Raw genomic sequence first — 26,092 nt, 5'->3', positions numbered from 1 at the left:
CAACGCGGGCTGCTCCGGTTATCTTCCACGGCGGATCCGGCCGACCGGCCACTCGCGCCGCTGATCCCCGTCCCATCGACGGATACCCAGCACGGTCGCCGGAAAATCCCGGTCCCGCGCGACGGCGTGGATCGCCTCGCCGAGTTGGTGCGGCGGCACCCGCCTGGCCAGGGTGATGTGCGGGGTCCAGGCATCTGGATGCACATTGGCCGGGACACCCGGGCACGGGGAAATGGTGTGGAAGACCCGGTGGTGCAGGGCGAGCAGGGCTTCGGTCGGTACCACCAGCCGCACCAGGATGGGGCGGCGCGCGCCGAAGACCACCAGCCCGCCCAGCCGCACGGGAATCGGCGAGAAGGTCAGCTCGTCCAGCGCCTGCTCGATGCGCGGCCAGATCTGCCTGGCCACCGCGGCGGTGATGTGCGGGCGATTGGACTCGTCGGTGCGCGCGGCAAGACTCGCCACGCCGGCCTCCGCGAGCAGTTGCCACTGGCGCCGGATCTCGGCGTCGGCGGCCTCGTCGAGGAGTAGTTCGACCGACTGCACCATGGTCCCCGAAGGTAACCGCAACCGGCGTGTCCGCGGGCCGGTTCCGGCAGCCGGGCATGTCGGCGGGAGGATGTTCCGGTGAACGACGCGAACCAGCTCCGGGGGGAACGGGCACTGCGGCTCGGCTTGATCGACGGCGACGGCATCGGCCCCGAGGTGGTGCGGGCCGCCCGGCAGGTGGTCGATGAGGCGCTGTCCGCGGCGGGCGCCGCGCCGGTCGAATGGGTGCCGCTGGCGATGGGGCACCAGGCCATCGCCGAGTTCGGCACCCCGCTGCCCGAACAGACGCTCGAGGAACTCGCCGGGGTCGACGCCTGGATTCTCGGCCCGCACGACAACGCGTCCTACCCGGCCGAGCATCGTGTCGCGCCGGGCGGGGTGATCCGCAAGCGATTCGACCTCTACGCCAACATCCGCCCCGCGCGAGCCTTCGCCGGTGTGCGCGCGGCGGCGCCGGATATCGACCTGGTGATCGTCCGGGAGAACAGCGAAGGGTTCTACGCCGACCGGAATATGTTCGCCGGCTCGGGGGAGTTCCGGCCGACGCCGGATATCGCGATGTCGGTCGGCCTGGTGACCCGCGCAGCCTGCGAGCGGATCGCGCACCAGGCGTTCCGGCTGGCCGCGACGCGACGCAAGCGGGTGACCATCGTGCACAAGGCGAACGTGCTGCCGCTGACCATGGGACTGTTCCGCGATGTCTGCCACGAGGTCGGTCACGAGTATCCGGGAGTCGAGGTGGACGACGAACACGTCGACGCGGCGGCCGCGCACCTGGTCCGAGCCGCCGCCGACTACGACGTACTGGTCACCGAGAATCTGTTCGGTGACATCCTGTCCGATCTGGCCGGCGAATTGAGCGGATCGCTCGGGCTGGCGGCGTCGCTCAACTGCTCGGCCACCACGGCGATGGCCCAGGCCGTGCACGGTGCGGCGCCGTCGCTGGCCGGGCACAACCGCGCGAACCCGGTGGCGTTGCAGCTGTCCTCGGCGATGCTGTTGCGCTGGCTGGCGGCCCGGGACGGCGAGGTGCGCCTGGCGCGGGCGGGTGAGCGCATCGAGCGGGCCGTCGCCGCCACCTTCGAGGCGGGCATCGCCACCGCCGATCTCGGCGGACTGGCCTCCACCGGCGAATTCACCGAGCAGGTGTGCGCCAGGGTTCATCACCGGTAGCTGGATCGGTGTGTTGCTGTTGCATTACTGTCCAGCGTGGAGCGTCCCGGTCGCTTAGATTGCCAAACGGGTGATGACGCCCGGGTTGCGTGGATCCAAAATGTGGAGGGCTGCTGTGTCTGATCGTTCGTTTCTCGGCAGGCGCGCCCTGCGAGCCGCCATCGGTGCGCTCGCCGCGGGCGCACTGGTGCTGACGGGCTGTACCACGAACACCGAAAACACCGGACCCTCGGTGGCCAAGGTGCAGGTGGAGAAGGTCGATGAGATCGCCGCGCAACTCCCCGACAAGATCAAGCAGTCCGGCAAGCTCGTGGTCGGCGTGAACATCCCCTATCAGCCCAACGAGTACAAGGACGCCAGTGGCCGGATCGTCGGCTTCGACGTGGACCTGATGGACGCGGTGGCCTCGGTGCTCGGCGTCGAGGCCGAGTACGTCGAGTCCGCCTTCGAGAAGATCATTCCCTCGATCCAGGCCGGTACCTACGACGTGGGCATGTCATCGATCACCGACTCGAAGGAACGCGAGCAGCAGGTCGACTTCACCACCTACTTCAACGCCGGCATCCAGTGGGCGCAGCAGAAGGGCAAGCCGATCGACCCGGAGAACGCCTGCGGCAAGAAGGTCGCCGTGCAGGCCACCACCGTGGAGCACACCGACGAGGTGCCCGCCAAGAGCGCCAAGTGCGTCGCCGAGGGCAAACCCGCCATCGACATCAAGCCGTTCGACGAGCAGAGCGCCGCGACCAACGCGCTGGTGCTCGGTCAGGTCGACGCGATGTCGGCCGACTCCCCGGTGACGGCGTACGCGATCAAGCAGAGCGACGGCAAGATCGAGAACGCGGGCCCGGTGTTCGACTCCGCGCCCTACGGCTGGGCGGTGCCCAAGGGCGCGCCGCTGGCCGCCGTGCTGCAGAAGGCGGTCCAGCACCTGATCGACAACGGCAAGTACCTCGAGATCACGAAGAACTGGGGCGTCCAGGAAGGCGCCATCACCAAGTCCGTCGTCAACGGCGCCGTGAGCTGATCCATGGCGGACAACGACACTCGGCCGGCCCCCGGCGATCCCGGGCCCGGCGGAGCGGATCCGGCGCGCGAGCCCGAGCCGATCAAAGCGGTTCCGCTGCGCAGACCGGGTCGCTGGATAGCGGCGGCGGTCATCCTCGCGCTGGTGGCGCTGTTCGTCTACGGCGCCGCGACCAATCCGGCCTACCGCTGGGACACCTACGGGAAATACCTCTTCGACACCCGGATCGCCGCGGGAGCGGTCGTGACGCTGGAGCTGACCGTGCTCGCGATGGCGATCGCGATCGCGTTCGGGACGGTGCTGGCCGTGATGCGCCTCTCGCCGAATCCGGTCTTGCGGGCCTCGGCGTGGGTGTACCTCTGGATCTTCCGCGGGACGCCGGTCTTCGTGCAGTTGGTGTTCTGGGGGCTGTTTCCGTCCCTGTATCGCCAGATCCATCTCGGCATCCCGTTCGGACCGCAGTTCCTCCAGCTCGATGTGCAGGGGTTGCAGGCCGCCTTCGCATTCGCCATGCTCGGTCTCGCCCTCAACGAAGCCGCCTACATGGCCGAAATCGTCCGGGCCGGCATCAACTCCGTCGGCGAGGGGCAGCGCGAGGCGTCGTTCGCGCTCGGCATGTCCTGGAGCCAGACCATGCGCCGGACGGTGCTGCCGCAGGCCATGCGCGTGATCATCCCGCCGACCGGCAACGAGCTCATCGGCATGCTGAAGACCACTTCGCTGGTCACCGCGATCCCGCTGTCCACCGACCTCTACGGCCGCGCGCGGGACATCTACGGCGTGAACTTCCAGCCCATCCCGCTGCTGCTGGTCACCGCCACCTGGTATTTGGCGATCACCAGCGTGCTCATGGTCGGGCAGTACTATCTCGAGCGCCATTATTCGCGCGGCGCCTCCCGGCAGTTGACCGCCAAGCAACTGCGGGAACTCGCCGATGCTCAGCAGGGGATGAGGGAATGACCGTCGACGTCGAGAAGACCACCTCCCCTCCGATGATCGTCGCGGACCGGGTCTGCAAGAACTTCGGCGCGCTGCAGGTGCTCAAGGGGGTTTCGCTGGAGGTGGGCCGCGGCGAGGTGCTGTGCCTGATCGGGCCGTCCGGCTCGGGCAAGTCCACCTTCCTGCGCTGCATCAACCACCTGGAGCAGGTGAACGCCGGCCGGCTCTACGTCGACGGCGAGATCGTGGGCTACCGGGAGAAGAACGGCAAGCTCTACGAGATGCACCCGCGTGCGGCGGCCAAGCAGCGCCGCGAGATCGGCATGGTCTTCCAGCACTTCAATCTGTTCCCGCACCGCACCGCGCTGGAGAACATCATCGAGGCGCCCACACAGGTCAAGAAAGTGCGCAAGGCGGACGCCCTGACCAGGGCACGCGAACTGCTGGACCGGGTCGGCCTGGCGGACAAGGCGAACGCCTACCCGGCGCAACTGTCCGGCGGCCAGCAGCAGCGTGTGGCGATCGCCCGCGCGCTGGCCATGGATCCCAAGCTCATGCTGTTCGACGAGCCGACCTCCGCGCTGGATCCGGAGTTGGTCGGCGAGGTCCTCACGGTCATGCGGGAACTCGCGCGCTCGGGCATGACGATGGTCGTGGTGACCCACGAGATGGGATTCGCCCGCGAGGTCGCCGATCAGCTGGTGTTCATGGACGGCGGTGTCGTCGTGGAGGCGGGACCGCCCCGGGATCTGCTGGCCGACCCGCGGCACGACCGCACCAAGGCGTTCCTCTCGCGACTGCTCTGATACGGGTGCCGTAGGTCCTACCCAGGGCCGTCGCGCCGACAGAGCGACGAACCGTTCGGTTTTATCCGACCGGCCGGGCGGGCCCGCTCGACCGGATCCGGCGTTGGCCCGGTGTCGCGCGGCCCGGCCGGCGGGCTGGATGGGCGCGGCCTGGTCGATGCGAGCGGTACCGGTGGCCCGAGCGCTCGTTTCCTCACCTGTCGGCGCGCAAGGCGATCCGCAGCTGCCCGAGCAGCACTTTGGCAGCGGGGCTCGAGGGCCGGTCGGTGCGCCAGGCCAGCGCGAGGCGCCCGCGCGGCTGCGGCTCGACGATGCGTACCGTCCGCACCCCGAAGGCCGCGGCCTCCTCGGTGGTGAGTTCGGGCACGACGGCGACGCCGAGACCGCGTGCGGCCAGGCGCAGCAGCAGCGCGGGCGCCGCCGCCTCGTAGGCGATGCCGGGTTCGAATCCGGCCGCCGCGCACGCTCGTTCGAAGACGCCGCGGATGCCGGTGCCGTGGGTAAGGCAGATCAGCGGACGATCCCGCAGCGCGGTGAGCGCAATCTCGGTGCCGTAGCCGGGGTCGCCCGCCGCGACCGCGGCCACCACCGCGGTCTCGAGTACCACTTCGACGCCGATGCCGGGATCGAGTTCCGCGCCGGTCATCCCGATCAGGGCGATATCCAGCTCACCCCGGCCGAGGGCGGCCAGCATCCGCTCGGAGGTGTCCTCGGTGAGGCTGATGCCGACCTGGGGGTGGTCGTGGTGGAAATCGGCGAGCACGGCGGCGACGTCGAATTCCTCGACCGCCGCCCCGGAGATCAGGCCGACCCGGACCTGACCCCGCAGCAACCCGGTGAACTCGTCCACCAAGTGGGTCACCCGTTCGGCGGCGGCGAGCGCCGCCCGGGCATGCGGCAGTACGGCGGCGCCGACCTCGGTCAGGGTCACCGTGCGCCCACCACGGTCGAGCAGTGGGTGGCCGAGCTCGCGCTCCAGCTGCCGGACCTGTGCGCTGAGCCCGGGCTGGGCCAAGTGCAGCCGAGCCGCCGCGCGGGTGAAGCTCGCTTCCTCCGCGACGGTGACGAAGTACCGTAACTGCCGCAATTCCATAACTGATCATTATAGGAACCAGAAGAACTATCTGTTTTACTTCTTCGCAGTGGCGGAGCAAGGTCGAAGGCATGGGAAACAATGCCGCACAGACCGAGGAAAACGTCGACATCTTCACCGGCCCGGTCTTCCGCCCGGGCGAGGACGGTTACGACACGGAGATCGCCGGCTTCCAGACCGCCTACACGCATCGGCCCGCGCTGATCGTCGGCGCCGCGCACGCCGAGGACGTGCGCGCCGCCGTGGAGTACGCCGCGCGCCACGATCTGCCGGTCGCCGTGCAGGCCACCGGCCACGGGCTGTCCGTCGCCACGGACGGCGGCGTGCTGATCAGCACGCGGCGGATGACCGCCATCCGAATCGATCCGGACCGCCGGACCGCGCACGTCGGCGCGGGTGTGCGCGCGGGTGCGCTGGTCGAAGCGGCGGCCGAGCACGGGCTGGCGCCGCTGAACGGTTCGTCGCCGTCGGTGGGCGTGGTGGGCTATCTGCTCGGCGGCGGCGTCGGGCTGCTCGCGCGTCAATTCGGGTACGCGGCCGAGCACGTGCGGGCGATCGAGCTGGTCACCGCCGACGGGCGGGTGCGCACGCTGACGGCGGACGACGAGCTGTTCGGCGCGGTACTCGGCAGCGGAGGCAATTTCGGCGTCGTGACCGGGCTGGAAGTCGGCCTGGTCCCGATCGCCACGGTCTACGGCGGGCAGCTGGTGTTCGACACGCCACTGGTGGAGCGGGCGCTGGAGGTGTGGCGACAGTGGACCGCCACCGTGCCGGAGGAAGTGACCTCGACGGTCACCATGCTCGCCTACCCGGACATCCCGCAGCTGCCCGAGCCGCTGCGCGGCCGGTACGTCGCGTCGATCCGGATCGCCTACAGCGGTCCGGCCGAGGAAGGGGAACGGCTGGTCGCGCCGCTGCGGGAGGTCGGCGAACGACTGAAGGACGACCTGCGCGTGATGCCGTACACCGAGTCGCACACCATCCACGGCGACCCGGACCATCCGCACGCGTATGCCGCGACGAACGCGCTGCTCGGCGAGTTCACCGCGGAAGCGGCGGCGGCGCTGCTTGCCGCTGCGGGCCCGGATTCCGGCGCCGAAGCGGTCGTCGACGTCCGGCATCTCGGTGGCGCGCTGGCCCGCGCGGGCGAGGCCGGAATCGTAGTGGACCATCGCGAGGCCGCCTACGTCGTACGGATCATCACCGACCCCGAGAATGCCGCGGCACGCGCCGATATCCGTGCCGCGCTGGGGCCGTGGAGTCTCGGGCACAGTTTGAACTTCCTCTACGGCGCGGGCGGCGAAGCGGACGAGGCGCAGACTCGCGCGGGTTATCGGCCGGACACCTACGCCCGGCTGGCCGCGCTCAAGGCTCGGCGCGACCCGCGCAACCTCTTCCGCTTCAACCGCAATATCCGACCGGCCGCCGGGTGAGCGCACCGCCGCCGCGCCCTGGTGCGGCGCGGCGGCGCCATGCTATCTTCGTGATATCACTCTGATATTGGGAGGATGTCATGCAGTTTCGACCCGCGTTCCACGTCAACGGCTTCCTGGTGCTGCTGGGGTGGTTCGCGCTCACTATCCTGTTCGGCGGCGGCGCGGCGCTCGGCTTCGCCGCGGGCGCCCGCCACGACAACGCGCTGTTCGTGGTCGGCGCCGTCGCGGCGATCGTCGTGGTCGTCGTCTTGCTGTTGCTGGCGACCGGTCTGACCGTGGTGAACCCGAACGAGGCCAAGGTGGTGCAGTTCTTCGGCCGCTACATCGGCTCGGTCAGTGAGCCGGGCTTCTTCTCGGTGCTCCCGCTGACCGACCGCAAGAGCATCTCGCTGCGCGTGCGGAATTTCGAGACGCAGAAGCTCAAGGTCAACGACGCCGACGGCAATCCGGTGGAGATCGCCGCGGTGGTCGTCTACCGGGTGGTGGACAGTTTCAAGGCCGCTTTCGCCGTCGACGACTACGAGGAGTACGTCGAGACCCAGTCCGAGGCGGCTGTGCGTCACCTGGCCACGACGCACCCCTACGACGCGCACGAGGACGACCGAACCAGCCTGCGCGACGGCACCGAGGTCGCCGAGGAGCTGACCGTCGAACTGCGTGAGCGGACCGAGCTGGCGGGCATCGAGGTGCTGGAGGCGCGGATCACCCACCTCGCCTACGCACCCGAGATCGCCCAGGCCATGCTGGTTCGCCAGCAGGCCAACCAGGTGGTCGCCGCGCGCACCCGGATCGTCGAGGGCGCGGTCGGCATGGTCGGCCTGGCGCTGGAGCGGCTCGCCCAGGAGGGCATGGTGGAGCTGGACGAGGAGCGCAAGGCGGCCATGGTGTCGAACCTGCTCGTCGTGCTCTGCGGTGACCGTCCGACCCAGCCCGTCGTCAACGCCGGTTCGCTCTACTCCTGAGGCGGCGCCCCGTGGCTGAGCGCAAGAAACTGCTGCTACGCCTGGACCCGGCCGTCCACGACGCCATCGCGAAGTGGGCGGCCGACGACCTGCGCAGTATCAACGCCCAGATCGAGTACGCGCTGCGCCTGGCGCTGGAGCAGGCCGGGCGTAAACCGAAGTCGCAGTGACGCGACCTCGATACCGATCAGAGATGGTGCCCCGGCCCCGGGGCGCGAAGACTTGCAAGGAAATCGGCGAATATCCGGCAGTCCGCAGCGAAAGGGGAAGTGATGACCACGATTGTGCACATCGACGACACCGTGCGCGACTACGAGACGTGGAAGCCTGCGTTCGACGGTCTCGAGCGATACTTCGCGGAGGCGGGAGCCCGCAACTGCCGGGTGGCACGATTCACGCACAACCCGAACCGAGTGCTCGTCGAACTGGACTTCGACACCATGGCGGAGGCCGAAGCCTTCCGGGACGGATTGCGCAAGCTCATCGACCTGCCGGGGACGCAGATACTGCTGGTCAGCCATGAGGTCTCCATCCTCGAGCTGGTCGAGGACCATCGCCTCACGCTCAGGGCTTCCTCGTGACGAAGATCGCCGTACCGGGGAACAGCTCGCCGCGCAGCGGGCTCCACTGCCCCCATTCGCGGTCGAGCCATTCCGGCCATTCCGGTTCGACGATGTCCTGCACCACCAGTCCCGCCGCGACGATCTCCCGCACCCGGTCGCCGATGGTCCGATGGTGCTCCACGTAGGTGGGCACGTTGTCGCCGTCGACCTCGACGTAAGGGGTCCGGTCGAAGTACGGGATGGTGGCGGTGAGACCGGCCGGACCCGGATCGTCCGGGAAGATCCAGCGCATCGGGTGGTTCACCGAGAAGACCCAGCGCCCTCCGGGGCGCAGCACCCGCGCCACCTCGCGCATCACCAGCGCCGAGTCGGCGACGAACGGCACGGCGCCGAACGCCGAGCAGGCCAGATCGAACGACGCGTCCGGGAACGGAAGGGCCTCGGCGTCCGCTTGTACCAGCGGCACATGCGGGCCGCCGCGCGCCATCGCCGCCAGCCCCCGCTCCAGCATCCCGCGCGACAGGTCGAGCCCGACCGGCCGCGCGCCCTGCCCGGCCAGCCAGCGTGCGCACGGAGCCGAGCCGCAGCCGATCTCCAGTACCAGCTTGCCGGTGACATCGCCGAGCAATCGCATGTCGCCCTCGTGCAGGCCCTCCGGGCACCACACGAACTCGCCGCCGGGGGAGTCGACGCCGAGGAACTCCGCGTGCGTCTCGTGGTATTGGGCGGCATCGGCGTCCCACCACCGCCGGCTGGCCACCCTGCTGGCCGCCGATCCGATCCGGGTCCGCGCGATGCCCGAGGTTCCGAGCAGTGCGTTTGCTTGCGCATGGCGATCTTCCGACACGCCGATCAGACTATCGGCGTGGCGGCCTGACCGGTTTGCCCGCCCGGACCGAGGTCGCGTACGCTGAACGCGCGAGTGCCTTCCGTACAACCGTACCGAAGTTCACACCGTGCTGAGTTTCACGCGCGTCGCGTGCGGTACGTTCCTAAGTGTCCGTCTTCACACTTCGCGGTGAGATCGCAGCGTACCGAAAGTTCCAATGTCCGCAACCGACCACAATCCGTCCGGAGCAAACCGACATATGCCCACCACCGTCACCTCGCCGCAGGTAGCCGTCAACGACATCGGCTCCGCCGAGGATTTCCTCGCCGCCATCGACGCCACGATCAAGTACTTCAACGACGGCGACATCGTCGAAGGAACCATCGTCAAGGTCGATCGCGACGAGGTCCTGCTCGACATCGGTTACAAGACCGAAGGCGTCATCCCCTCTCGTGAGCTCTCCATCAAGCACGACGTCGACCCCAACGAGGTCGTTTCCGTGGGCGATGAGGTCGAGGCTCTTGTTCTCACCAAGGAGGACAAGGAAGGCCGCCTGATCCTGTCGAAGAAGCGGGCGCAGTACGAGCGTGCGTGGGGCACCATCGAGGAGCTCAAGGAGAAGGACGAGGCCGTCAAGGGCACCGTCATCGAGGTCGTCAAGGGCGGCCTGATCCTCGACATCGGGCTGCGCGGCTTCCTGCCCGCCTCGCTCGTCGAGATGCGGCGGGTCCGCGATCTCCAGCCGTACGTCGGCAAGGAGATCGAGGCCAAGATCATCGAGCTGGACAAGAACCGCAACAACGTGGTGCTGTCCCGCCGCGCCTGGCTGGAGCAGACCCAGTCCGAGGTCCGCAGCGAGTTCCTGCACCAGCTGCAGAAGGGCCAGGTCCGCAAGGGTGTGGTCTCCTCGATCGTCAACTTCGGCGCCTTCGTCGACCTGGGCGGCGTGGACGGCCTGGTGCACGTCTCCGAGCTGTCCTGGAAGCACATCGACCACCCGTCCGAGGTCGTCGAGGTCGGCAACGAGGTCACCGTCGAGGTGCTCGACGTCGATCTGGACCGCGAGCGCGTCTCGCTGTCGCTCAAGGCGACCCAGGAAGACCCGTGGCGTCAGTTCGCCCGCACCCACGCGATCGGCCAGATCGTGCCGGGCAAGGTCACCAAGCTCGTTCCGTTCGGCGCGTTCGTCCGCGTCGAGGAGGGCATCGAGGGCCTGGTGCACATCTCCGAGCTGGCCGAGCGCCACGTCGAGGTGCCGGACCAGGTCGTGGCCGTCGGCGACGACGCGATGGTCAAGGTCATCGACATCGACCTGGAGCGTCGCCGGATCTCGCTGAGCCTCAAGCAGGCCAACGAGGACTACCACGCCGAGTTCGATCCGTCGAAGTACGGCATGGCCGACAGCTACGACGAGCAGGGCAACTACATCTTCCCCGAGGGCTTCGACCCCGACACCAACGAGTGGCTCGAGGGCTTCGACAAGCAGCGCGAGGAGTGGGAAGGCCGCTACGCCGAGGCGGAGCGTCGCCACAAGATGCACACCGCGCAGATGGAGAAGATGGCGGCCGACGCCGCGGCCGAGGCCGCGAACGGCGGCGGCGCGTCGAACTACTCCTCCGAGAGCGGTTCGCAGTCCTCCGCCAGCCAGGCCGAGTCGGGCGGCGGTTCGCTGGCCAGCGACGCGCAGCTGGCGGCTCTGCGGGAGAAGCTGTCCGGCAACGCCTGATAGGCGATAGTTAGACCAGACTGTGCCCCAACCGGAATCCGGTTGGGGCACAGTTGTTTCGATGAGCGCCTTCAGACGGCTTCGCGCCGCGAGGGTTTCGTGGCGCCGCGCTTGACCTGTGGCGCTTGTGCGGGCCGCCGTGCTGCCTCGTGCGGCGCCACCATCTGGGCCGTGGTGAGCGCGACGACCTGGATCTGCTCGAGCCGCAACCCGAGCGAAGCCAGCCGGGCGATGACGCCCAGCCGGTGCTCCGGCAAGCCGGGGCGGATCAGCAGCGGGTCCCGCTCCGGACGAGGCAGGACGTAGCTTCGGCGTTCGACGTCGTACCGCACGGGGACGCCGTCCCGGATGGCCCGGTAGGCGTCCAGATCCAGCGTGCTGTGCCGGATCGGGTCGATCATCAGCGACTCGACGAACTGCTCCGCCTGCCGCAGCCACGGCTCCTGGTCCGGCGGTTCCAAGTGCTCGACCCGCTGGGCCACGCGCCACCGATAGTCCTCCGCGGCACTACGCAGCAGAGCGCGGTGCCGCTCGATCTCCGCCGCGAAGGCCACGAGCTCTTCGTGGTCGACGGTGGGCCGGTCGGACGGCGAAGCTTGAACGTCGGGCATGGTGGCCCCTTATCTCTCGGTTGCGGATTACTTTGCATGGCAACCAGTTCGACGTCCGACAAGCTCTATTGTGCCGGAGGGGTCCGACAGAAACGCCGTCGTGTGCGGCCTCCGTCCGGCAACCCCGGTGATCCGTTTCTGTCCGGGCGTCCTCTCAATACCCGACGGTGAAGCGGCGCTGGACGAAGCGGGGCTGCTCGGCTTCGTCGAGGAGGGCGACCGCCACGTCCTCGGCGGAGATGTCCGCGCCGCCGAGCAGTAGCTGATCGCCGCCGATCCGGAAGCGCCCGGTGCGCTCGCCCGGATCGATCCGCCCCGACGAGGGGCTCAGGTAGGTCCAATGACGGTTGGACAGCCGATAGATGTCCAAGGCGTCGCGTAGCGCGCGCACCACCCGGGCGTATTCCGCCGGGACCTCGAGCACGTCGGTGAGGGTGCGGGTGAACTCGTCCCCGGTGTCCAGCAGTTGCACGCCGGGTGCGACCTCCAGGCTGCCCGCTCCGCCCACCGCGATAAGCCGGACCCGCGGCTGCCGGTCGAGCGCTGCGACCATCGCCCGCGCGCCGACGACGAAATCGTCCGCCTTGGCGATGGTGTCGGCGACGCCGTGTCCGGCGTTCACCGCGCTCACGACGACGTCGAGCCCGGCGATGGACGCGGCGATGCTGTCGGCGTCCAGCCAGTCGGCCACCGCCCAGGTCTCGTCGCCGCGTTCGGCGGGAAATCGCCCCGCGTCGCGAGTGAAGGCGGTGACCCGATGTCCCCGCCGCAGTGCTTCGCCGACGACCCGCGAACCGATGACGCCGGTCGCTCCGAAAACCCCGATGTCCACGACTGCTCCTTCATCCCGTTCACTTACTACACGCCGTTCAGTAACGGCACGGGTGATAGTAGCCCAACGCTGTAGAGTGTCAACCGTGGCCGAGATCGTCAGGAGTCGCCGAGAGCGCTTGCGCGCGCAGGCGCTGGAGGACATCAAGACAATCGCCATGCGGTTGCTCGCCGAGGGCGGCCCGGACGCGATCTCGCTGCGCGCCATCGCCCGCGAGATGGGGATGACGGCCGGCGCGATCTACGGCTACTACGCCACCCGCGACGAGTTGATCTCCACGCTCATCTCCGACGTCTACACCGCCTTGGTGGACCGGCTCGAGGTGGCGCGAGATGCCGTTGCGGTGCACGATCCGGCGGGCCGCATCGTGGCCTGGGCCGAGGCCGTGCGTGGTTGGGCGGTCGAGCGGCCCGCCGAATTCCGCCTCATCTACGGCGATCCGGTGCCCGGCTATCGACCGCCGCCGGGCGGACCTGCCGCGGCGGCCGAATTACGCGCCTGTACCGGTCTGGTCGGTCTCGCGGCCGCCGCGTGGCCACGGGCCGCGGCTACGCAGACCACGGGTGACTGCGTGTGGTCCGATTTCGACGAGAGACTGGCCGAGCATGTCCGGGCAGACTTTCCCGATCTGCCTCCCGACGCGCTCGCCCTCGCCCTGCGGATGTGGGGCCGGATGCACGGGCTGATCGCGCTCGAGGTGTACGGCCACTTGCGCCCGCAAACACAGGATCCGGGAAAGCTTTTCCGCGCCGAGATGCGGGATCTCGTTCGCTCGCTCGGCTTTCAGCAAACTGCCTCTGCGGCGCGAATGCTGGTGCCTGGCAGCGATACCGGAGAGCTGGTGACCTAGCGCGCCTGCGGTGTCGCCGCGAGGGGCTCCGATTCGGCGGGGCCGTGGGCGATGTCGTGAAAGGCCTTCCGTAACAACGACGATGCGCTGTGGCGGCGCGTCGCGCAGGCCGTCGAGCTGCCCGGCCGCTTCGCGCTGCCGCGCGGTCAGGCCGCGCGCACCTCGGCGGCGGCATCGGGGGTATCGAGCGGAGCGCCGCCAGCGTGTTGACGGCTGGTCCGCGAGCTTGACGGCGAGCGCGTCGAGCAGGAGTTCGACCACATGGACCACTGCCACGCGGACCGGCCGGACGGTGGAGCGGGAGATTGCCGGTAGTACGCCACGTCGAGAATCGGCAATGTCCGGCAGTGTGCACGCACGCGATATCAGGATTCCGCGCGTACCGTCGCCATCACCGTCACCGATTTCCGGGTCGATTGGTGAATCGGCGGTTCGATGCTGCGTGGTCTTCCAGCCGGTCCATACGATTCTTTCCGGGATCAATGCGCGTGTCGTTTCGGATCGACCGCAGCACCGCTCGGGTCCGGATGTGCCGGAATTCATCGGTGAGTGCGGGCTGCATTTTCGCCGTGCTCGAGTGCCGGGGGTCGTTGGTGGTTCTGTGACCGGGGCGCGGGCGAGGATTTTCGAATCGCCGACTATCGGACTCGCGGTAGGTGCTGCAACGATCGACGCATCCTGCGGTAGCCCGGCTGACCGTTCTTGCATCTGTACTTACATTTCCGTGATGCCCGAGATCGGCCGACCGCGGCATTGCCCCATGGGTCAGGCGGATCACCTTGCGGCGCATCGAATCCGGGTCCGGGCGCGCAAAAGAGTGGCCCAGCCTTGGCGAGAGGCTGGGCCACTTCGAACTCGGGTTCAGCTTGCGGTAGCAGGTACCCACCGGACCGCGGGTGCGGCCGGACGGTTCCGCATGGCAGCGAAACTGTGCCGCGCGGGACTGATGAACGCGGTGAACCAAGAGCGGCGGTGCTCCGCGAGCGCCGCCGCGACAGCAGGGATACGAATGCAGTGCACTCGCCCCGCCATGCCCAGGCGGTGGCGACCCGTCTGGTTGATTCTGGTGCCCAATGGTGTTCCTTTGCATCGCTGGTGTCGGCCTGGATCGCCACGGCGAAGATTAGCGGAACGAAAGTGCTCGGCAGAGTATTTTGCGCGAGTAATTGCTTCGGCGTGTCGGAAAGGCACGGCTGCACAACCGCAAACGTCCGGAATTGTTGCGAATCGGTCTCGGCGCAGTCACGGATCGGGCAAAAGGGCGCGCAAGAGGTGGAATGCCCGGTCGCACCGGGTAATCGACCGGATTGCCCGTTGTCCGGCCGATTCGCCGCCGCTTCCGCCGCGAGCGAGGCGGCCGGGTGGCGCTCGGGGCGGCGGACGCGCGCGCCGCTCCCGGATGCGAGACTGGTCGAATGTTACGAATCGGCCTCACCGGAGGCATGGGAGCGGGCAAGTCGACGGTGGCTCGGGCACTCGCCGACCTCGGTGCGGTGGTCATCGACTCGGACCTGATCGCACGGGAGGTCGTCGAGCCGGGCACCGAGGGCCTGGCCGCGCTGGTGGCGGCGTTCGGAGCCGACATCCTGGCCGCGGACGGCAGCCTCGATCGGCCCACGTTGGCGGCCAAGGCATTCGGTGACGACGCGGCACGCGCGAAACTGAACTCGATCACGCATCCGCTTGTCGGAAAGCGCACCGCGGAATTGATCGCCGCCGCCCCCGCGGATGCGATCGTCGTGCAGGATATTCCGCTTCTGGTGGAAAATGGTCTCGCGCCGTTGATGAATCTCGTACTCATCGTCGACGTGGACGCCGAAACGCGAATTCGCCGTCTGGTGGAATTCCGCGGCGTTCTCGAATCCGATGCGCGGGCGCGTATTTCCGCGCAGGCCACCGATGAACAGCGACGAGCTGTTGCGGATGTGTTGCTGGACAACAGTGGCGGGCCCGGCACGGTCGAAGCCGAGGTGCGCCGACTGTGGGGGGAGCGTTTGGTGCCGTTCGAGCGCAACCTGCGCGCCGGGACGCCCGCGCGCCGCACGGAGATCCGGCTCGTGCCCGCCGATCCCGACTGGCCCGCGCAGGCGCAACGGCTGATCGCCCGGCTGTGGGTGGCCTGTGGCACTGCCGCGTCTCGCATCGACCACGTCGGCTCCACCTCGGTGCCGGGGTTGCCCGCCAAGGACGTGATCGATCTCCAGATCACGGTCGCCGACCTGGCCGCCGCCGACGGCCTGCGCGACGCCCTCGGCGCCGCGGGGTTCCCGGTGCGGCCGGAGGTCACCCAGGACAATCCCAAGCCGACGCCGCAGGACCCGGCGGGCGTCGATACCGCACTGTGGGTCAAGCGTTTCCACCAGAACGCCGACCCGGGCCGATTGGCCAACGTGCACGTACGGGTCGAGGGCTCACCCGGCCAGCAATACGCGCTACTGCTGCGGGACTGGCTGCGTGCCGACGACGCCGCACGCGCGGAGTACCTCGCCGTGAAGCGCGAGGGCGAGGCCAAGGCGGCGGGTCTGACCGGCGCGGAGGCGACCTCGGCCTACCTCGATGTGAAGGAGCCGTGGTTCGACGCCGCCTACCCGAGGGCCTTGGCCTGGCGGGACTCGCCGACGCCCTGACGGTCCCGCCGAGCGCGGGAGAGGCTCTGTCTCCAGCCCTCCGCGCCGTCTTGGGCGCTGAGCGGCCCGGCGGAAGCGCATGCTGGTCTTCCCGTCGGGGTGTCGGTGAAAGTCGCCGTGACCACGAATCCGATGTCACACCGCCGTCGCCCGCCGGATCGCCCCAGCTGAATTCAGGCGCTGGGCTCCACGGTCTCGCGGAGCACGCCCGCGCTCGGGTAGGCGGTGCCGTCGGCGTCGGACACCAGCACCGAGTCGTACCGGCCGTCGACGCGCGACTCGGCCATGATTCGGTCGCGCGGTGCCGAGAAGCCGTCCGCCGAAGCGTGTAGCCGAGGGTTCGGCGAAGAGCGAGGGGGCTACAGCCAGGTCAGCGTGATGTCCATGGTGTCCAACCAGCCCTCGAGGGTGTGGCCGTTGGCGGCGATGCCGTCGATGGCGGCGGTGGCGTGCTGGACGGCGGCCTCGGCGTCGGCGAGAGTGATCAATCCGGCGGCGTGCGCGGCGATCAGTTCGTCGACATCGAGCAGTTGGGTGTCGCGCGCGGAGCGCACGACGATGTCGAGGTAGTGATCGACGGCCTTCCACTTCTTCGGGCCGACCACGGTGAAGTCACCGACGTCGAGGTAGTAGTCCTGGTCGCGCCGATGCGCGGGCAGGTAGTGGAAGATGGTCGCGCGCAGGTGCAGCTTCGGCAGCAACCACGACTCGATGTAGTGGAATTGCGGATGATCCGAGGTGCGCGCCATGTAAAGGCCCCACGGCTCGACGCGGTACTTCTCGACCGGGCGCACGAAGCCTTTCGGATCCGTGTTCGTCAGATCCGCGATGCTGAAGTACTCGACTTTGGGCCGGTGCACGTCGACGGTAGGTGCCTGCGTCATGCATCAAGAATCTACCGTCGCGCCCGGCGCGTCGAGTCGGGCGCGGTAACCGGTGAGCTACATCCAGGTGAGGGTGATGCCGCGCGTGGCGAGCCAGTCCTCCACGCGGTGGTCGTGCGCGGCCAGGCCGTCGAGCACCGCTGTGGCCTGCTCGAAGGCCCGGTGCGCCTGCGCGGTGTCGACCAGTCCGGCGGCGTGCGCGGCGAGCAGCTCGTCCACGCCGAGGAGTTCGGCGCTGCGGCCGGGACGCACGGCGATGTCCAGGTACTGGTCCACCGCCTTCCAGCGCTTCGGGCCGATCCGGGTGAACTCGGCGATGTCGAGTCGATAGACCGGGTCCCGGTGGTGCGCCGGATTGGTCCTGGCCAGGGTCGCCCGCAACGAGAGTTCCGGCAGCAACCACGATTCGAGATAGTGCGAGTCCGGCCCGCCGACCGCGCGCGCCATGTACAGGCCCCACGGCTCGACGTGGAAACGCTCGACCGGGCGGACGAAGCCTTTGGCATCGGTATTGGTGAGCTCGGCCAGATTGAAGAACTCCACTCTCGGCCGGTGCGGTGCCGGGGTGGCCGGGGCGATCGACCCCGGTGGGGCGGCGCCGGTGACGGAGGGCACTACCGCGCGGAGATCTCTGGCGACGTACCCGGCGAGGCCGGTGACGGCCGGCACGGCGACGAGCAATGGAAGCAGACCGCTCATGGCTTTGTCCTTCACCACGTCCGAACAATCAGATCAGGTTACACCTGGCGCAGGGTCGCCGAGCGGTTCACGGCAAGCTGTTCTCGAACACGAAACATATTGCGGCAACGGACATTTCGGACACGTAACCATCTCATCCCCGCGGGCTTTCCCGGGTTGTGCGGACGGCGTGACACACGCGCTCGCGCATCCTGCGCGGTAGTCGCCGGGCAGCCGGAGTCGTTGGCGATGCGGACGCGGAGTCGTTGGCGATGCGGACGCGGAGTCGTTGGCGATGCGGACGCATCTGTCCGACAAGTGCTCGTGAGTCATCGATTTCGGTGTACCCCCCCTACGTGCCGCCCATCCATGATTCCGTCCGGCGGCCACCGCCGCTCGAGTCGTTCGCCACCGCCCCAGCGCCCCGGGTGTAGTCGCGGAGCGCTCGGCAAGCGCCGTCGCTGTGGCCTCGGCGGCGAGTGGTCGCCGGGCGGCGGGAACGTGATCCGTTGCACATGCCCCGCGACGCGCGGCTCCCGTGCCCGGTGGCCGGGTCGGGACCATCGCCGTCCCCCGGGAATCTGTCGGTGGCTCGGCCTAGGCTGGTGAGCATGGCATTCGCAACCGAGATTCCGGCGGAGGGCTTCGAGGGCAGGGCGGCCGAGCCGCCGCTCGCACACTCGGAGTTCCGTCCGGTCGGCGAGATCCAGCGCGTCGGCGGCCGGTTCGAGGTGGTCAGCGAACACCAGCCGGCGGGAGACCAGCCGGCCGCGATCGCCGAGCTGGAGCGCAGGATCAAGGCGGGGGAGCGCGACGTGGTGCTGCTCGGCGCCACCGGCACGGGAAAGTCGGCCACCACGGCCTGGCTGATCGAGCGGCTACAGCGGCCGACGCTGCTGATGGCGCCGAACAAGACCCTCGCCGCCCAGCTGGCCAACGAGCTGCGCGAGATGCTGCCGAACAACGCCGTCGAGTACTTCGTCTCCTACTACGACTACTACCAACCCGAGGCGTACATCGCCCAGACCGACACCTATATCGAGAAGGACAGCTCGATCAACGACGACGTCGAGCGCCTGCGCCATTCGGCGACCTCCAGCCTGCTGTCCCGGCGCGACGTGGTGGTGGTCGCCTCGGTGTCGTGCATCTACGGCCTCGGCACGCCGCAGTCGTATCTCGACCGGTCGGTGCAGCTGCAGGTGGGCACCGAACTCGATCGGGACGCGCTGCTGCGGCTGCTGGTCGACGTGCAGTACACCCGCAACGACATGGCGTTCACTCGCGGCTCCTTCCGGGTGCGCGGCGACACGGTGGAGATCATCCCGTCCTACGAGGAGCTCGCCGTCCGCATCGAGTTCTTCGGCGACGAGATCGAGGCGCTGTACTACCTGCACCCGCTCACCGGTGACGTGGTCCGCCAAGTCGACATGCTGCGGATCTTCCCCGCCACCCACTACGTGGCGGGGCCGGAGCGGATGGAGCGCGCGGTGCGCGACATCGAAGCCGAGCTGGAGGAGCGGCTGGCGGAGCTGGAACGCCAGGGCAAGCTGCTGGAGGCGCAGCGGCTGCGCATGCGCACCCAGTACGACCTGGAGATGATCCGCCAGGTCGGGTTCTGCTCCGGTATCGAGAACTACTCGCGCCACATCGACGGCCGCCCGGCCGGCTCGGCGCCCGCGACGCTGCTGGACTATTTCCCGGAGGACTTCCTGCTCGTCATCGACGAGTCGCACAACACCGTCCCGCAGATCGGAGGCATGTACGAAGGCGACATGTCCCGCAAGCGCAACCTGGTGGAATACGGCTTCCGGTTGCCGTCCGCCGTGGACAACCGCCCGCTGACCTGGGAGGAATTCGCCGATCGCATCGGGCAGACGGTCTACCTGTCGGCCACGCCCGGTCCCTACGAACTCGGGCAGACCGGCGGCGAGGTGGTCGAGCAGGTGATCCGGCCGACCGGCCTGGTCGATCCCAAGGTCGTGGTGAAGCCGACGAAGGGCCAGATCGATGATCTGATCCACGAGATCAGGGGGCGTACCGAGCGCGATGAGCGCGTCCTGGTCACCACGCTGACGAAGAAGATGGCCGAGGACCTCACCGACTACCTGCTCGGGTTGGGGGTTCGGGTGCGCTATCTGCACTCCGAGATCGACACCCTGCGGCGCGTCGAGTTGCTGCGGCAGCTGCGGCTCGGTGAATACGACGTGCTGGTGGGCATCAACCTGCTGCGCGAGGGGCTCGATCTGCCCGAGGTGTCGCTGGTGGCGATCCTGGACGCGGACAAGGAAGGATTCCTGCGCAGCACCACCGCGCTGATCCAGACGATCGGCCGCGCGGCGCGCAACGTCTCCGGCGAAGTGCACATGTACGCGGACAAGATCACCGACTCCATGCAGTTCGCCATCGACGAGACCGAGCGCCGCCGCGCGAAACAGGTCGCCTACAACGAAGAGATGGGCATCGATCCGCAGCCGCTGCGCAAGAGGATCGCCGACATCCTCGACCAGGTGTACCGGGAGGCCGACGAGACGGAAGTGGAGGTCGGCGGTTCCGGACGCAACGCCAGCCGCGGCAGGCGCGCGCAAGGCGAGCCCGGCCGCGCGGTGAGCGCGGGCGTGTACGAGGGCCGCGACGTCAAGTCGATGCCCCGGGCCGAACTCGCCGATCTCGTGAAGGAACTCACCGCGCAGATGATGAACGCGGCCCGTGAGTTGCAGTTCGAGCTCGCGGGGCGGTTGCGCGACGAGATCGCGGACCTGAAGAAAGAACTGCGCGGCATGGACGCCGCCGGATTGAGTTGAGCGCCGCACCGGCGCTGCCTCCGCGGGCCGGGAGCCGGGTCACCGCGGAGGCAGCCGGAGGGTCAGGACTGGGTCGCCATCCACTCGTTCACCCGGCGCTCGGCCTCCTCGCGCGGCACGTCCTCGACCTTGGTGAGCACCGCCCAGCGGTGGCCGAACGGATCGATCACGACGCCGAAGCGGTCGCCGGTCACGAAGGTCTGCGGCTCCTCGACGTTGCGAGCGCCGTGTTCGACGGCGCGGCGCACGACCGCGTCGACATCGGGGCAGTAATGCACGATCGAGGTGTGCACCCACTCGCCGTTCGGTGCCAGCAAGCCGTTGTCCGGGATGGGCATTCCCATCTGCAGGGTCGAGTCGCCGATCTTCAACTCGGCGTGCGCGGGCTGGCCGTCGGGCAGATCGTTGCGGCTGATCACCTCGGCGCCGAAGACGGCGGTGTAGAACTCGATGGCCTTGTTGCCGTCGCCGACCGCGAGAAAACAAGTGATCGAGTGGTAACCGTCGGCAATGGGATTCACTGTGTTCGTCATGACCACAACTCTCGCCCGCGGCGACCGATGGGTCTTGTAAGAAAGCGACACCGTGCCCGGTAGCGTCGAATCGTCGTCCGGTGAGCCGCCGCGGGCTCGCAATCCGCCGGCGTCCACCGACACCAAAGGGATCCTGCATCCGGACCAACAGGCCGAGCATCGTTCGCTGGTCCGATTGCCGCCGGGCCGGGCGGTGGACCGCTACGTGGAGTGGTACTGGGCGGTGCGCTGGGACCTCCGCGGCAGGCCGCCGTACCGGGCGGAGGTGCTGTCGTATCCGAGTGTGAACGTCACCTTCGAAAGATCCGGCGCGCGCACCGGCGGATTCGTCAACGGCGTGACCACCACGAAGTTCATCCGCGAACTCAGCGGGCTCGGCGAGACATTCGGCATTCGTTTCCGTGCGGGCGGCTTCGGCGCGTTCACCGGCCTCGATGTCGGCTCGTTGCGCGACCGCACCGTGCCCATCACCGACGTGCTGCCCGACGCCGCGGGCCTGACCGAGCGGGTGCTCGACGCGCCGACGGTCGAGCAGCGCCGCGACGCCGTCGAGGAGTACCTCGCCCAGCGCCCTGCGGCCGCGGACCCCACCTACCGGTTGGTGCTGCGCATCGTCGAGGCGATGGCCACCGACCAGGAGCTCACCAGGGTCGATCAGATCGCCGAGCGGTTCGATGTGCCCGCCCGCACGCTGCAGCGCATGTTCCGCCGATACGTCGGCGCCGGGCCGAAATGGGTGCTGCGGCGCTACCGGTTGCAGGACGGTGCCGATCTGCTCGCGAAAGGCCGTATCGAGGATCTCGCCGCGTTGGCCGCGGAACTGGGCTATTTCGACCAAGCGCACTTCTCACGTGAGTTCACCGCGGAAGTGGGTATGGCACCCCTGGAATACGCCAAGAATTCGCTACGTTTCCGCAACGAGGTCACTGCCAAGGTCATGCCGACGCAGGGTTAGTTGCCGGACAGTCGACGAGGAGCCGGACATGGATGTCGTGGTGTTGATCGGACGGGTGTTGTTCGCGGTGCTGTTCCTGACTTCCGCCGTCGGGCATTTCACCCAGACCGAAGCGATGGCGGGGTACGCGCAGAGCAAAGGCGTCCCGATGGCGAAGGCGTCGGTGTTGGGCTCGGGCGTGCTGTTCGGTCTCGGCGGACTGAGCGTGCTGCTGGGTGTGTGGGCCGACCTCGGTTCGCTGCTGCTGGCGGTCACACTGCTGTCGACCGCCGTCGTGATGCACCGGTTCTGGCAGGAGAGCGACCCGCAGGGCAAGCAGGGCGAGATGATCCAGTTCAACAAAGACCTCGCCTTGACCGGCGCCGCCCTGATGCTGTTCGCGTTCTTCGCCCACGTGGACGAACTCGGATTGACCATCACCGGGCCGCTTTTCGACCTCTAGTCCATCCGCGGAGTCCCGTCCGCGCGCTAATATTGCGCGTCCTTTTTACTGCAGGAAGAGGAAGCCATGGACATCATCGGAGCGATTCTCGGCATATTCTGGGCAAACTATCGGCAGTGGCCGTAGCGGCACGCTGATCCGGGCCCGATCGGCCCGTCCCGGCTCGTGATTCACCCGGCCCGGCGGGCCGATCTTCCTGTGACGGACCTGGCTCTGTGACGAATATCCCAGGGCTGCAATACTGTTCGAGGCGGTTGTGGCACATCACAGGTTTGGTTCCGGTGAATTGGGTCTGCGCTGGTTGGTAAGGCCTTTCCGGCATTCCCTGGCGAATCCGCGGCGGGAATGGCGGAACACCCCGAGTGTGATGTCTTGCGATTTCTGAAATTTCCGTACCGTTTGCCGCTATGGTCGAGCCCAGTCGCCGCGCCGACGCCCCCGTCCAGCGGGGACGACACCGCGCGCAGCACCGGACCACCGCATAGTTGGAGGAGAGAATGACCGCCTACCGGACCATTGTCGTCGGTACCGATGGCTCGGACTCGTCGTACGTCGCCGTCGAGAAGGCCGGGTCTCTGGCCGGCGTCTCCGGCGCGACCCTGGTCGTGGCCTGCGCTTACTACCCGACCGACGACCGCGACGTCGCCGCCGCGGCCGACGTGCTCAAGGAGGAGGCCTACCAGGTACGCGGTTCCGCGCCGACCAACGAGATCCTGCGCATCGCCAGGGACAAGGCGATCGCCGCGGGTGCGGCCGACATCGTCGAGCGCGCCATCGTCGGCGAGCCGGTGGAGTCGCTGCTGTCGCTGATGAAGGAGGTCGACGCCGACCTGCTGGTCGTCGGCAACCGGGGCCTCAACACCCTGGCCGGACGGCTGCTCGGGTCGGTGCCCTCCGACGTGGCGCGCAAGTCCCGCTCGGACGTGCTGATCGTGCACACCGTGCGCTGATTCCCGTCCAGCCGAAAGGCTCCGTGCCCGTCGCGAACCGCGATGCGGGACGGAGCCTTTCGTCGTTCCGGTGGCGAAACCGCGTCAGTGCAGCCGGGCGAGTACGCCGGGCAGATCCGCACTGTGCACGACGCCGAGCCGCTGGGTGGCCCGGGTCAGCGCGACGTAGAGGTCGTTGAGCCCGCGCGGCGATTCGGCGAGGATGTCCTGCGGTTCCACCAGGTAGACCGCGTCGAACTCCAAGCCCTTGACCTCGTGCACGGTCAGGACCCGCACCGACTCGCCCGCCAGGTCGGCCAGCCGCTCCACCAGCGCGTGCGGCGCGAGCACCGCCGTGGTGCCCGGCCCCGTCTCGGTGGCGACGAGCCGGGCGATCTCCGCGTGCACGTCGCCCGGCTCGACCCGGTAGGCGCGCGGCGGGACGCCGGTTTCGCGGACCGAGCGCGGCGCGGTGGCCGTCGGGTCGATCGCCGCGAGGACGTCGGCCGCGAGGTCCATGATCTCGGCGGGGGTGCGGTAGTTGACGGTGAGTTCGGCCAGCTTCCACCGGGACGCGACGTAGGGTTCCAGCATCCGCTGCCACGACGAGGTGCCCGCCGGGTCGCCGGTCTGCGCGACGTCGCCGACCACGGTGATCCACCGGTTCGGGATGCGCCGCATCACCATGCGCCATGCCATCTCCGACAGCTCCTGCGCCTCGTCCACGATGACGTGGCCGTAGGTCCAGGTCCGATCGCCCGCCGCGCGCTCGGCGGTCGTCTGGCGAGTGCGAAAGTCCTGGCGTTCGGCCAGCTGGCTCGCGTCGATCAGGTCGTAGGCCATCAGGATCTCCGGGTCGAGCTCGTCCTCGAGATCCTGCGGTGCGGAGCCGGTGAGGATGTCCAGAGCGTCCTGCGCCTCGGCGATCTGGGCGCGCCAGCGGCGGCGGGCGCGCTCGCGTTCTTCGGCGTCGTCCACCCCGAGCAGTTCGGCCAGCTCGTCCAGCAGCGGCGCGTCGGCGGCGCTGAACTGCCCGTCGTCCGAGCGCAGCAGCTCGGCGCGGTCGGCCGGGTCCAGTGAGTTCGCGGCCCGGTCCAACCGCTTCGGGTCGGCGAGCAGATCGGCCAGGACGTCCTGCGGGGACAGGATCGGCCACAGGTCGGCGATCGCGGCCTGGATCTGCCGGTCGGCCCGCATCTCGTCGCGGATCTCGGTGAGGTCGGCCGAGCTGAGCAGGCTGGGGCCGCCGGAGAGGTCGGCGCCCATGGTCTGGGCGAGTTGGTCGGTCAGCGCGTCGATCACCGAACTCGCGAAGATCGGCCGGGCCAGGTTGTGCGGCCTGCGTGAGGAGCGGGCGCGGCCGCGGGCTTTCGTGGCGATCTTGCGGTCCAGAGTGACCGGATAGCCGTCGAAGCTCAGCCGGATCGGCTCCGCGGGCACCTCTTGGCGGTCGCGCACCGCCTGCTTGAGCACGTCGAGTATCGCCAGCGATCCCTTGATCTCGCCCGCGCGCAGCGAGTCCTCCCGGACCGCCCGCACGCCCGGGTACAGGTCGCCGATGGTGGACAGCAGGACGCCGGTCTCGCCGAGCGACGGCAGCACCTGGCCGATGTAGTCCAGGAAGGTGGCGTTCGGCCCGATGATCAGCACGCCGCTCTTGGCCAGCTGCTGGCGGTAGGTGTAGAGCAGGTATGCCGCGCGGTGCAGCGCGACGGCGGTCTTGCCGGTGCCCGGCCCGCCCTGGACGACGAGCACGCTCTTGTGCTCGGAGCGGATGATCGCGTCCTGCTCGTGCTGGATGGTCTCGACGATGTCGTTCATGTGGCCGGTGCGGGCGGCGTTGAGCGCCGACAGCAGCGCGCTCTCGCTGCCGACACCGCCGTCGGTGTCGGTGACGCCGGCCCGGCGCGCGGCCGCCAGGTCCAGGTACTCGTCGTTGATCGCGGTGACCTTGCGGTTGCGCGAGCGGATGTGCCTGCGCCGGGTCACACCGTCCGGCGCCGCGGTGGTGGCCAGGTAGAACGGCCGCGCCAGCGGGGCGCGCCAGTCCAGCAGGAGGCTCTCGTAGTCGTCCTTCTCGTCGAGGATGCCGATCCTGCCGATGTAGCGGTATTCCTCCTGCGCACCGTCGAGGTCGATGCGGCCGAAGCACAGGCCGTGCTCCGCGGCATCGTATTTCGCCAGATCCTCGGAGTAGAGCTGGGTGAAGGACTCCCGTTCGCTGCGGGCCTGCGGGGTGCCGCCGGTCTCCAGCAGCACGGTGCGCAACCGGTTGCGCGCGTAGTCGCGCATCTCGTCGAGCCGCTCGTACAGCACCGACAGGTACGCCTGTTCCTGATCGGTCTCGCGGATCCGCTCGGGGGCGCCGTCGCTGGCGGCACGATCCTGAGTGAGGTCGGGCAAACTGAACTCCTTGTCACCGCGAACAGGCGCGAGCACACTACCCGGGCCGGGCAGGCGAACGCTCGGAAAGCAGAGTTGTCGAGTCTACTGGGGTTGCGGAGGGCTCGCCGTATCCCCAGGTGAGGGCCCGGGCGGCGCGACGCCGTCCAGGGGGAGCGGAACCGGCGTGAAGTGCTCCACCACCGGGAACGGGTCGTAGAAGTGGTGCAACAGGTCCTTCCAGCGCTGATAGTCCGGCGAGCCGCGGAATCCGACGACGTGATCGTCGAGACGGTCCCACTCCACGCGGAGCAGATAGCTGCCGGGCGACTCGACGCCGCGCGACAGCGACAGCGACCGGAAGCCGGGCATGCTCGCGATGATCGGGCGCGCCGCGGCGAAGGCGGCTTCGAACTCGGCGGCGCGCTCGGGGCGAACCGGCAGCAGGGCGTGTTCGACGATCATGCG

Annotated in this window: 25 protein-coding genes; 15 read left to right on the top strand and 10 right to left on the bottom strand. The window is 68.7% G+C overall.

Annotation, left to right across the window (positions count from 1 at the left end):
• Positions 1-18: 18 nt before the first annotated feature.
• On the bottom strand, positions 19-549 hold the full coding sequence (locus IU450_RS32225; protein ID WP_195153478.1) for a 2'-5' RNA ligase family protein: 531 nt from the start codon (positions 547-549) through the stop codon (positions 19-21).
• Between the two features lie 78 nt (positions 550-627).
• On the opposite strand from IU450_RS32225, the gene IU450_RS32220 reads away from it, so the two are divergent.
• From IU450_RS32220 to IU450_RS32205, 4 genes are all read left to right on the top strand, one after another.
• Entirely contained in the window at positions 628-1,722 is a 1,095-nt protein-coding gene (locus IU450_RS32220) for an isocitrate/isopropylmalate dehydrogenase family protein (RefSeq protein ID WP_195153477.1), read from the top strand.
• Between the two features lie 100 nt (positions 1,723-1,822).
• On the top strand, positions 1,823-2,746 hold the full coding sequence (locus tag IU450_RS32215; RefSeq protein ID WP_228835418.1) for an ABC transporter substrate-binding protein: 924 nt from the start codon (positions 1,823-1,825) through the stop codon (positions 2,744-2,746).
• 3 nt (positions 2,747-2,749) lie between these two features.
• A complete protein-coding gene (locus IU450_RS32210; RefSeq protein ID WP_228835417.1) occupies positions 2,750-3,706 on the top strand; it encodes an amino acid ABC transporter permease in 957 nt (318 codons plus the stop codon).
• A gap of 32 nt (positions 3,707-3,738) precedes the next feature.
• Positions 3,739-4,491 (top strand): amino acid ABC transporter ATP-binding protein, encoded by a 753-nt coding sequence (locus IU450_RS32205; RefSeq protein WP_195153574.1) that lies wholly within the window; start codon positions 3,739-3,741, stop codon positions 4,489-4,491.
• 193 nt (positions 4,492-4,684) lie between these two features.
• Here IU450_RS32205 and IU450_RS32200 read toward each other — a convergent pair whose 3' ends face one another.
• The gene (locus tag IU450_RS32200) at positions 4,685-5,584 is read right to left on the bottom strand and encodes a LysR family transcriptional regulator (RefSeq protein ID WP_195153475.1); all 900 of its coding nucleotides are present in this window, start codon (positions 5,582-5,584) and stop codon (positions 4,685-4,687) included.
• A gap of 71 nt (positions 5,585-5,655) precedes the next feature.
• Between IU450_RS32200 and IU450_RS32195 the strand changes: the two genes are divergently transcribed.
• The 4 genes from IU450_RS32195 to IU450_RS32180 all read left to right on the top strand — a co-directional run bounded on the left by IU450_RS32195 (position 5,656) and on the right by IU450_RS32180 (position 8,563).
• Entirely contained in the window at positions 5,656-7,017 is a 1,362-nt protein-coding gene (locus IU450_RS32195; protein WP_195153474.1) for an FAD-binding oxidoreductase, read from the top strand.
• 80 nt (positions 7,018-7,097) lie between these two features.
• Positions 7,098-7,982, top strand: coding sequence for an SPFH domain-containing protein (locus IU450_RS32190; protein WP_195153473.1), 885 nt, complete (start codon positions 7,098-7,100; stop codon positions 7,980-7,982).
• Positions 7,983-7,993: 11 nt separating this feature from the next.
• Positions 7,994-8,152, top strand: a complete 159-nt coding sequence (locus tag IU450_RS32185) for a toxin-antitoxin system HicB family antitoxin (RefSeq protein ID WP_168434213.1) — start codon at positions 7,994-7,996, stop codon at positions 8,150-8,152.
• A gap of 102 nt (positions 8,153-8,254) precedes the next feature.
• On the top strand, positions 8,255-8,563 hold the full coding sequence (locus IU450_RS32180; RefSeq protein ID WP_195068585.1) for a hypothetical protein: 309 nt from the start codon (positions 8,255-8,257) through the stop codon (positions 8,561-8,563).
• On the opposite strand, the gene IU450_RS32175 is transcribed toward IU450_RS32180, so the two are convergent.
• On the bottom strand, positions 8,547-9,392 hold the full coding sequence (locus tag IU450_RS32175; RefSeq protein WP_195153472.1) for a class I SAM-dependent methyltransferase: 846 nt from the start codon (positions 9,390-9,392) through the stop codon (positions 8,547-8,549). The genes IU450_RS32180 and IU450_RS32175 overlap by 17 nt on opposite strands.
• Positions 9,393-9,633: 241 nt before the next feature.
• Here IU450_RS32175 and rpsA point away from each other — a divergent pair, with 241 nt between their 5' ends.
• On the top strand, positions 9,634-11,100 hold the full coding sequence (rpsA, locus tag IU450_RS32170) for a 30S ribosomal protein S1 (protein WP_195153471.1): 1,467 nt from the start codon (positions 9,634-9,636) through the stop codon (positions 11,098-11,100).
• A gap of 71 nt (positions 11,101-11,171) precedes the next feature.
• On the opposite strand, the gene IU450_RS32165 is transcribed toward rpsA, so the two are convergent.
• Both IU450_RS32165 and IU450_RS32160 read right to left on the bottom strand, forming a co-directional pair.
• A complete protein-coding gene (locus tag IU450_RS32165; RefSeq protein WP_195153470.1) occupies positions 11,172-11,711 on the bottom strand; it encodes a hypothetical protein in 540 nt (179 codons plus the stop codon).
• Positions 11,712-11,865: 154 nt separating this feature from the next.
• Positions 11,866-12,543 carry an NAD(P)-dependent oxidoreductase gene (locus IU450_RS32160; protein WP_195153469.1) on the bottom strand — a complete coding sequence of 226 codons (678 nt, stop codon included), beginning with the start codon at positions 12,541-12,543 and terminating at the stop codon, positions 11,866-11,868.
• An 85-nt stretch (positions 12,544-12,628) separates the two neighbouring features.
• Here IU450_RS32160 and IU450_RS32155 point away from each other — a divergent pair, with 85 nt between their 5' ends.
• Both IU450_RS32155 and coaE read left to right on the top strand, forming a co-directional pair.
• Positions 12,629-13,393, top strand: coding sequence for a TetR/AcrR family transcriptional regulator (locus IU450_RS32155; protein WP_324197902.1), 765 nt, complete (start codon positions 12,629-12,631; stop codon positions 13,391-13,393).
• A 1,415-nt stretch (positions 13,394-14,808) separates the two neighbouring features.
• Positions 14,809-16,020, top strand: a complete 1,212-nt coding sequence (gene coaE, locus IU450_RS32150) for a dephospho-CoA kinase (protein WP_195153467.1) — start codon at positions 14,809-14,811, stop codon at positions 16,018-16,020.
• Positions 16,021-16,379: 359 nt separating this feature from the next.
• Here coaE and IU450_RS32145 read toward each other — a convergent pair whose 3' ends face one another.
• Complete coding sequence (locus IU450_RS32145) at positions 16,380-16,904, bottom strand: DUF402 domain-containing protein (RefSeq protein ID WP_043689619.1); 525 nt, start codon at positions 16,902-16,904, stop codon at positions 16,380-16,382.
• A 57-nt stretch (positions 16,905-16,961) separates the two neighbouring features.
• On the bottom strand, positions 16,962-17,603 hold the full coding sequence (locus IU450_RS32140) for a DUF402 domain-containing protein (protein ID WP_195153466.1): 642 nt from the start codon (positions 17,601-17,603) through the stop codon (positions 16,962-16,964).
• Positions 17,604-18,193: 590 nt separating this feature from the next.
• Between IU450_RS32140 and uvrB the strand changes: the two genes are divergently transcribed.
• A complete protein-coding gene (gene uvrB / locus IU450_RS32135) occupies positions 18,194-20,383 on the top strand; it encodes an excinuclease ABC subunit UvrB (RefSeq protein WP_195153465.1) in 2,190 nt (729 codons plus the stop codon).
• A 62-nt stretch (positions 20,384-20,445) separates the two neighbouring features.
• Here uvrB and IU450_RS32130 read toward each other — a convergent pair whose 3' ends face one another.
• On the bottom strand, positions 20,446-20,916 hold the full coding sequence (locus tag IU450_RS32130) for a VOC family protein (RefSeq protein WP_181720071.1): 471 nt from the start codon (positions 20,914-20,916) through the stop codon (positions 20,446-20,448).
• A gap of 52 nt (positions 20,917-20,968) precedes the next feature.
• Between IU450_RS32130 and IU450_RS32125 the strand changes: the two genes are divergently transcribed.
• The 3 genes from IU450_RS32125 (at position 20,969) to IU450_RS32115 (ending at position 23,263) form a co-directional block, all read left to right on the top strand.
• Entirely contained in the window at positions 20,969-21,871 is a 903-nt protein-coding gene (locus IU450_RS32125) for a DUF6597 domain-containing transcriptional factor (RefSeq protein ID WP_195153464.1), read from the top strand.
• Between the two features lie 28 nt (positions 21,872-21,899).
• Positions 21,900-22,313 (top strand): DoxX family protein, encoded by a 414-nt coding sequence (locus tag IU450_RS32120; RefSeq protein WP_195153463.1) that lies wholly within the window; start codon positions 21,900-21,902, stop codon positions 22,311-22,313.
• A 497-nt stretch (positions 22,314-22,810) separates the two neighbouring features.
• On the top strand, positions 22,811-23,263 hold the full coding sequence (locus IU450_RS32115) for a universal stress protein (RefSeq protein WP_195068594.1): 453 nt from the start codon (positions 22,811-22,813) through the stop codon (positions 23,261-23,263).
• Positions 23,264-23,347: 84 nt separating this feature from the next.
• Here the strand turns inward: IU450_RS32115 and IU450_RS32110 are convergent, their stop codons facing one another.
• Positions 23,348-25,645: a HelD family protein gene (locus tag IU450_RS32110; RefSeq protein ID WP_416382926.1), complete on the bottom strand. Its 2,298-nt coding sequence runs from the start codon at positions 25,643-25,645 to the stop codon at positions 23,348-23,350.
• An 84-nt stretch (positions 25,646-25,729) separates the two neighbouring features.
• Complete coding sequence (locus IU450_RS32105) at positions 25,730-26,089, bottom strand: antibiotic biosynthesis monooxygenase family protein (protein WP_195153462.1); 360 nt, start codon at positions 26,087-26,089, stop codon at positions 25,730-25,732.
• Positions 26,090-26,092: the final 3 nt, after the last annotated feature.

Source organism: Nocardia abscessus (assembly GCF_015477775.1).
GTDB classification, from domain to species: Bacteria; Actinomycetota; Actinomycetes; order Mycobacteriales; family Mycobacteriaceae; genus Nocardia; species Nocardia abscessus_A.
This window is presented reverse-complemented; position numbering and strand designations above follow the sequence as displayed.

What these genes read in the sequence shown, in the direction of transcription:
- IU450_RS32105 (WP_195153462.1), bottom strand. Translation starts at nt 26,089, where the DNA reads ATGATCGTCGAACACGCCCTGCTGCCGGTTCGCCCCGAGCGCGCCGCC.
- IU450_RS32140 (WP_195153466.1), bottom strand. Translation starts at nt 17,603, where the DNA reads ATGAGCGGTCTGCTTCCATTGCTCGTCGCCGTGCCGGCCGTCACCGGC.
- IU450_RS32115 (WP_195068594.1), top strand. Translation starts at nt 22,811, where the DNA reads ATGACCGCCTACCGGACCATTGTCGTCGGTACCGATGGCTCGGACTCG.
- IU450_RS32225 (WP_195153478.1), bottom strand. Translation starts at nt 549, where the DNA reads ATGGTGCAGTCGGTCGAACTACTCCTCGACGAGGCCGCCGACGCCGAG.
- rpsA (WP_195153471.1), top strand. Translation starts at nt 9,634, where the DNA reads ATGCCCACCACCGTCACCTCGCCGCAGGTAGCCGTCAACGACATCGGC.
- IU450_RS32195 (WP_195153474.1), top strand. Translation starts at nt 5,656, where the DNA reads ATGGGAAACAATGCCGCACAGACCGAGGAAAACGTCGACATCTTCACC.
- IU450_RS32130 (WP_181720071.1), bottom strand. Translation starts at nt 20,916, where the DNA reads ATGACGAACACAGTGAATCCCATTGCCGACGGTTACCACTCGATCACT.
- uvrB (WP_195153465.1), top strand. Translation starts at nt 18,194, where the DNA reads ATGGCATTCGCAACCGAGATTCCGGCGGAGGGCTTCGAGGGCAGGGCG.
- IU450_RS32205 (WP_195153574.1), top strand. Translation starts at nt 3,739, where the DNA reads ATGATCGTCGCGGACCGGGTCTGCAAGAACTTCGGCGCGCTGCAGGTG.
- IU450_RS32190 (WP_195153473.1), top strand. Translation starts at nt 7,098, where the DNA reads ATGCAGTTTCGACCCGCGTTCCACGTCAACGGCTTCCTGGTGCTGCTG.
- IU450_RS32165 (WP_195153470.1), bottom strand. Translation starts at nt 11,711, where the DNA reads ATGCCCGACGTTCAAGCTTCGCCGTCCGACCGGCCCACCGTCGACCAC.
- IU450_RS32215 (WP_228835418.1), top strand. Translation starts at nt 1,823, where the DNA reads ATGTGGAGGGCTGCTGTGTCTGATCGTTCGTTTCTCGGCAGGCGCGCC.
- coaE (WP_195153467.1), top strand. Translation starts at nt 14,809, where the DNA reads ATGTTACGAATCGGCCTCACCGGAGGCATGGGAGCGGGCAAGTCGACG.
- IU450_RS32210 (WP_228835417.1), top strand. Translation starts at nt 2,750, where the DNA reads ATGGCGGACAACGACACTCGGCCGGCCCCCGGCGATCCCGGGCCCGGC.
- IU450_RS32145 (WP_043689619.1), bottom strand. Translation starts at nt 16,904, where the DNA reads ATGACGCAGGCACCTACCGTCGACGTGCACCGGCCCAAAGTCGAGTAC.
- IU450_RS32180 (WP_195068585.1), top strand. Translation starts at nt 8,255, where the DNA reads ATGACCACGATTGTGCACATCGACGACACCGTGCGCGACTACGAGACG.
- IU450_RS32200 (WP_195153475.1), bottom strand. Translation starts at nt 5,584, where the DNA reads ATGGAATTGCGGCAGTTACGGTACTTCGTCACCGTCGCGGAGGAAGCG.
- IU450_RS32120 (WP_195153463.1), top strand. Translation starts at nt 21,900, where the DNA reads ATGGATGTCGTGGTGTTGATCGGACGGGTGTTGTTCGCGGTGCTGTTC.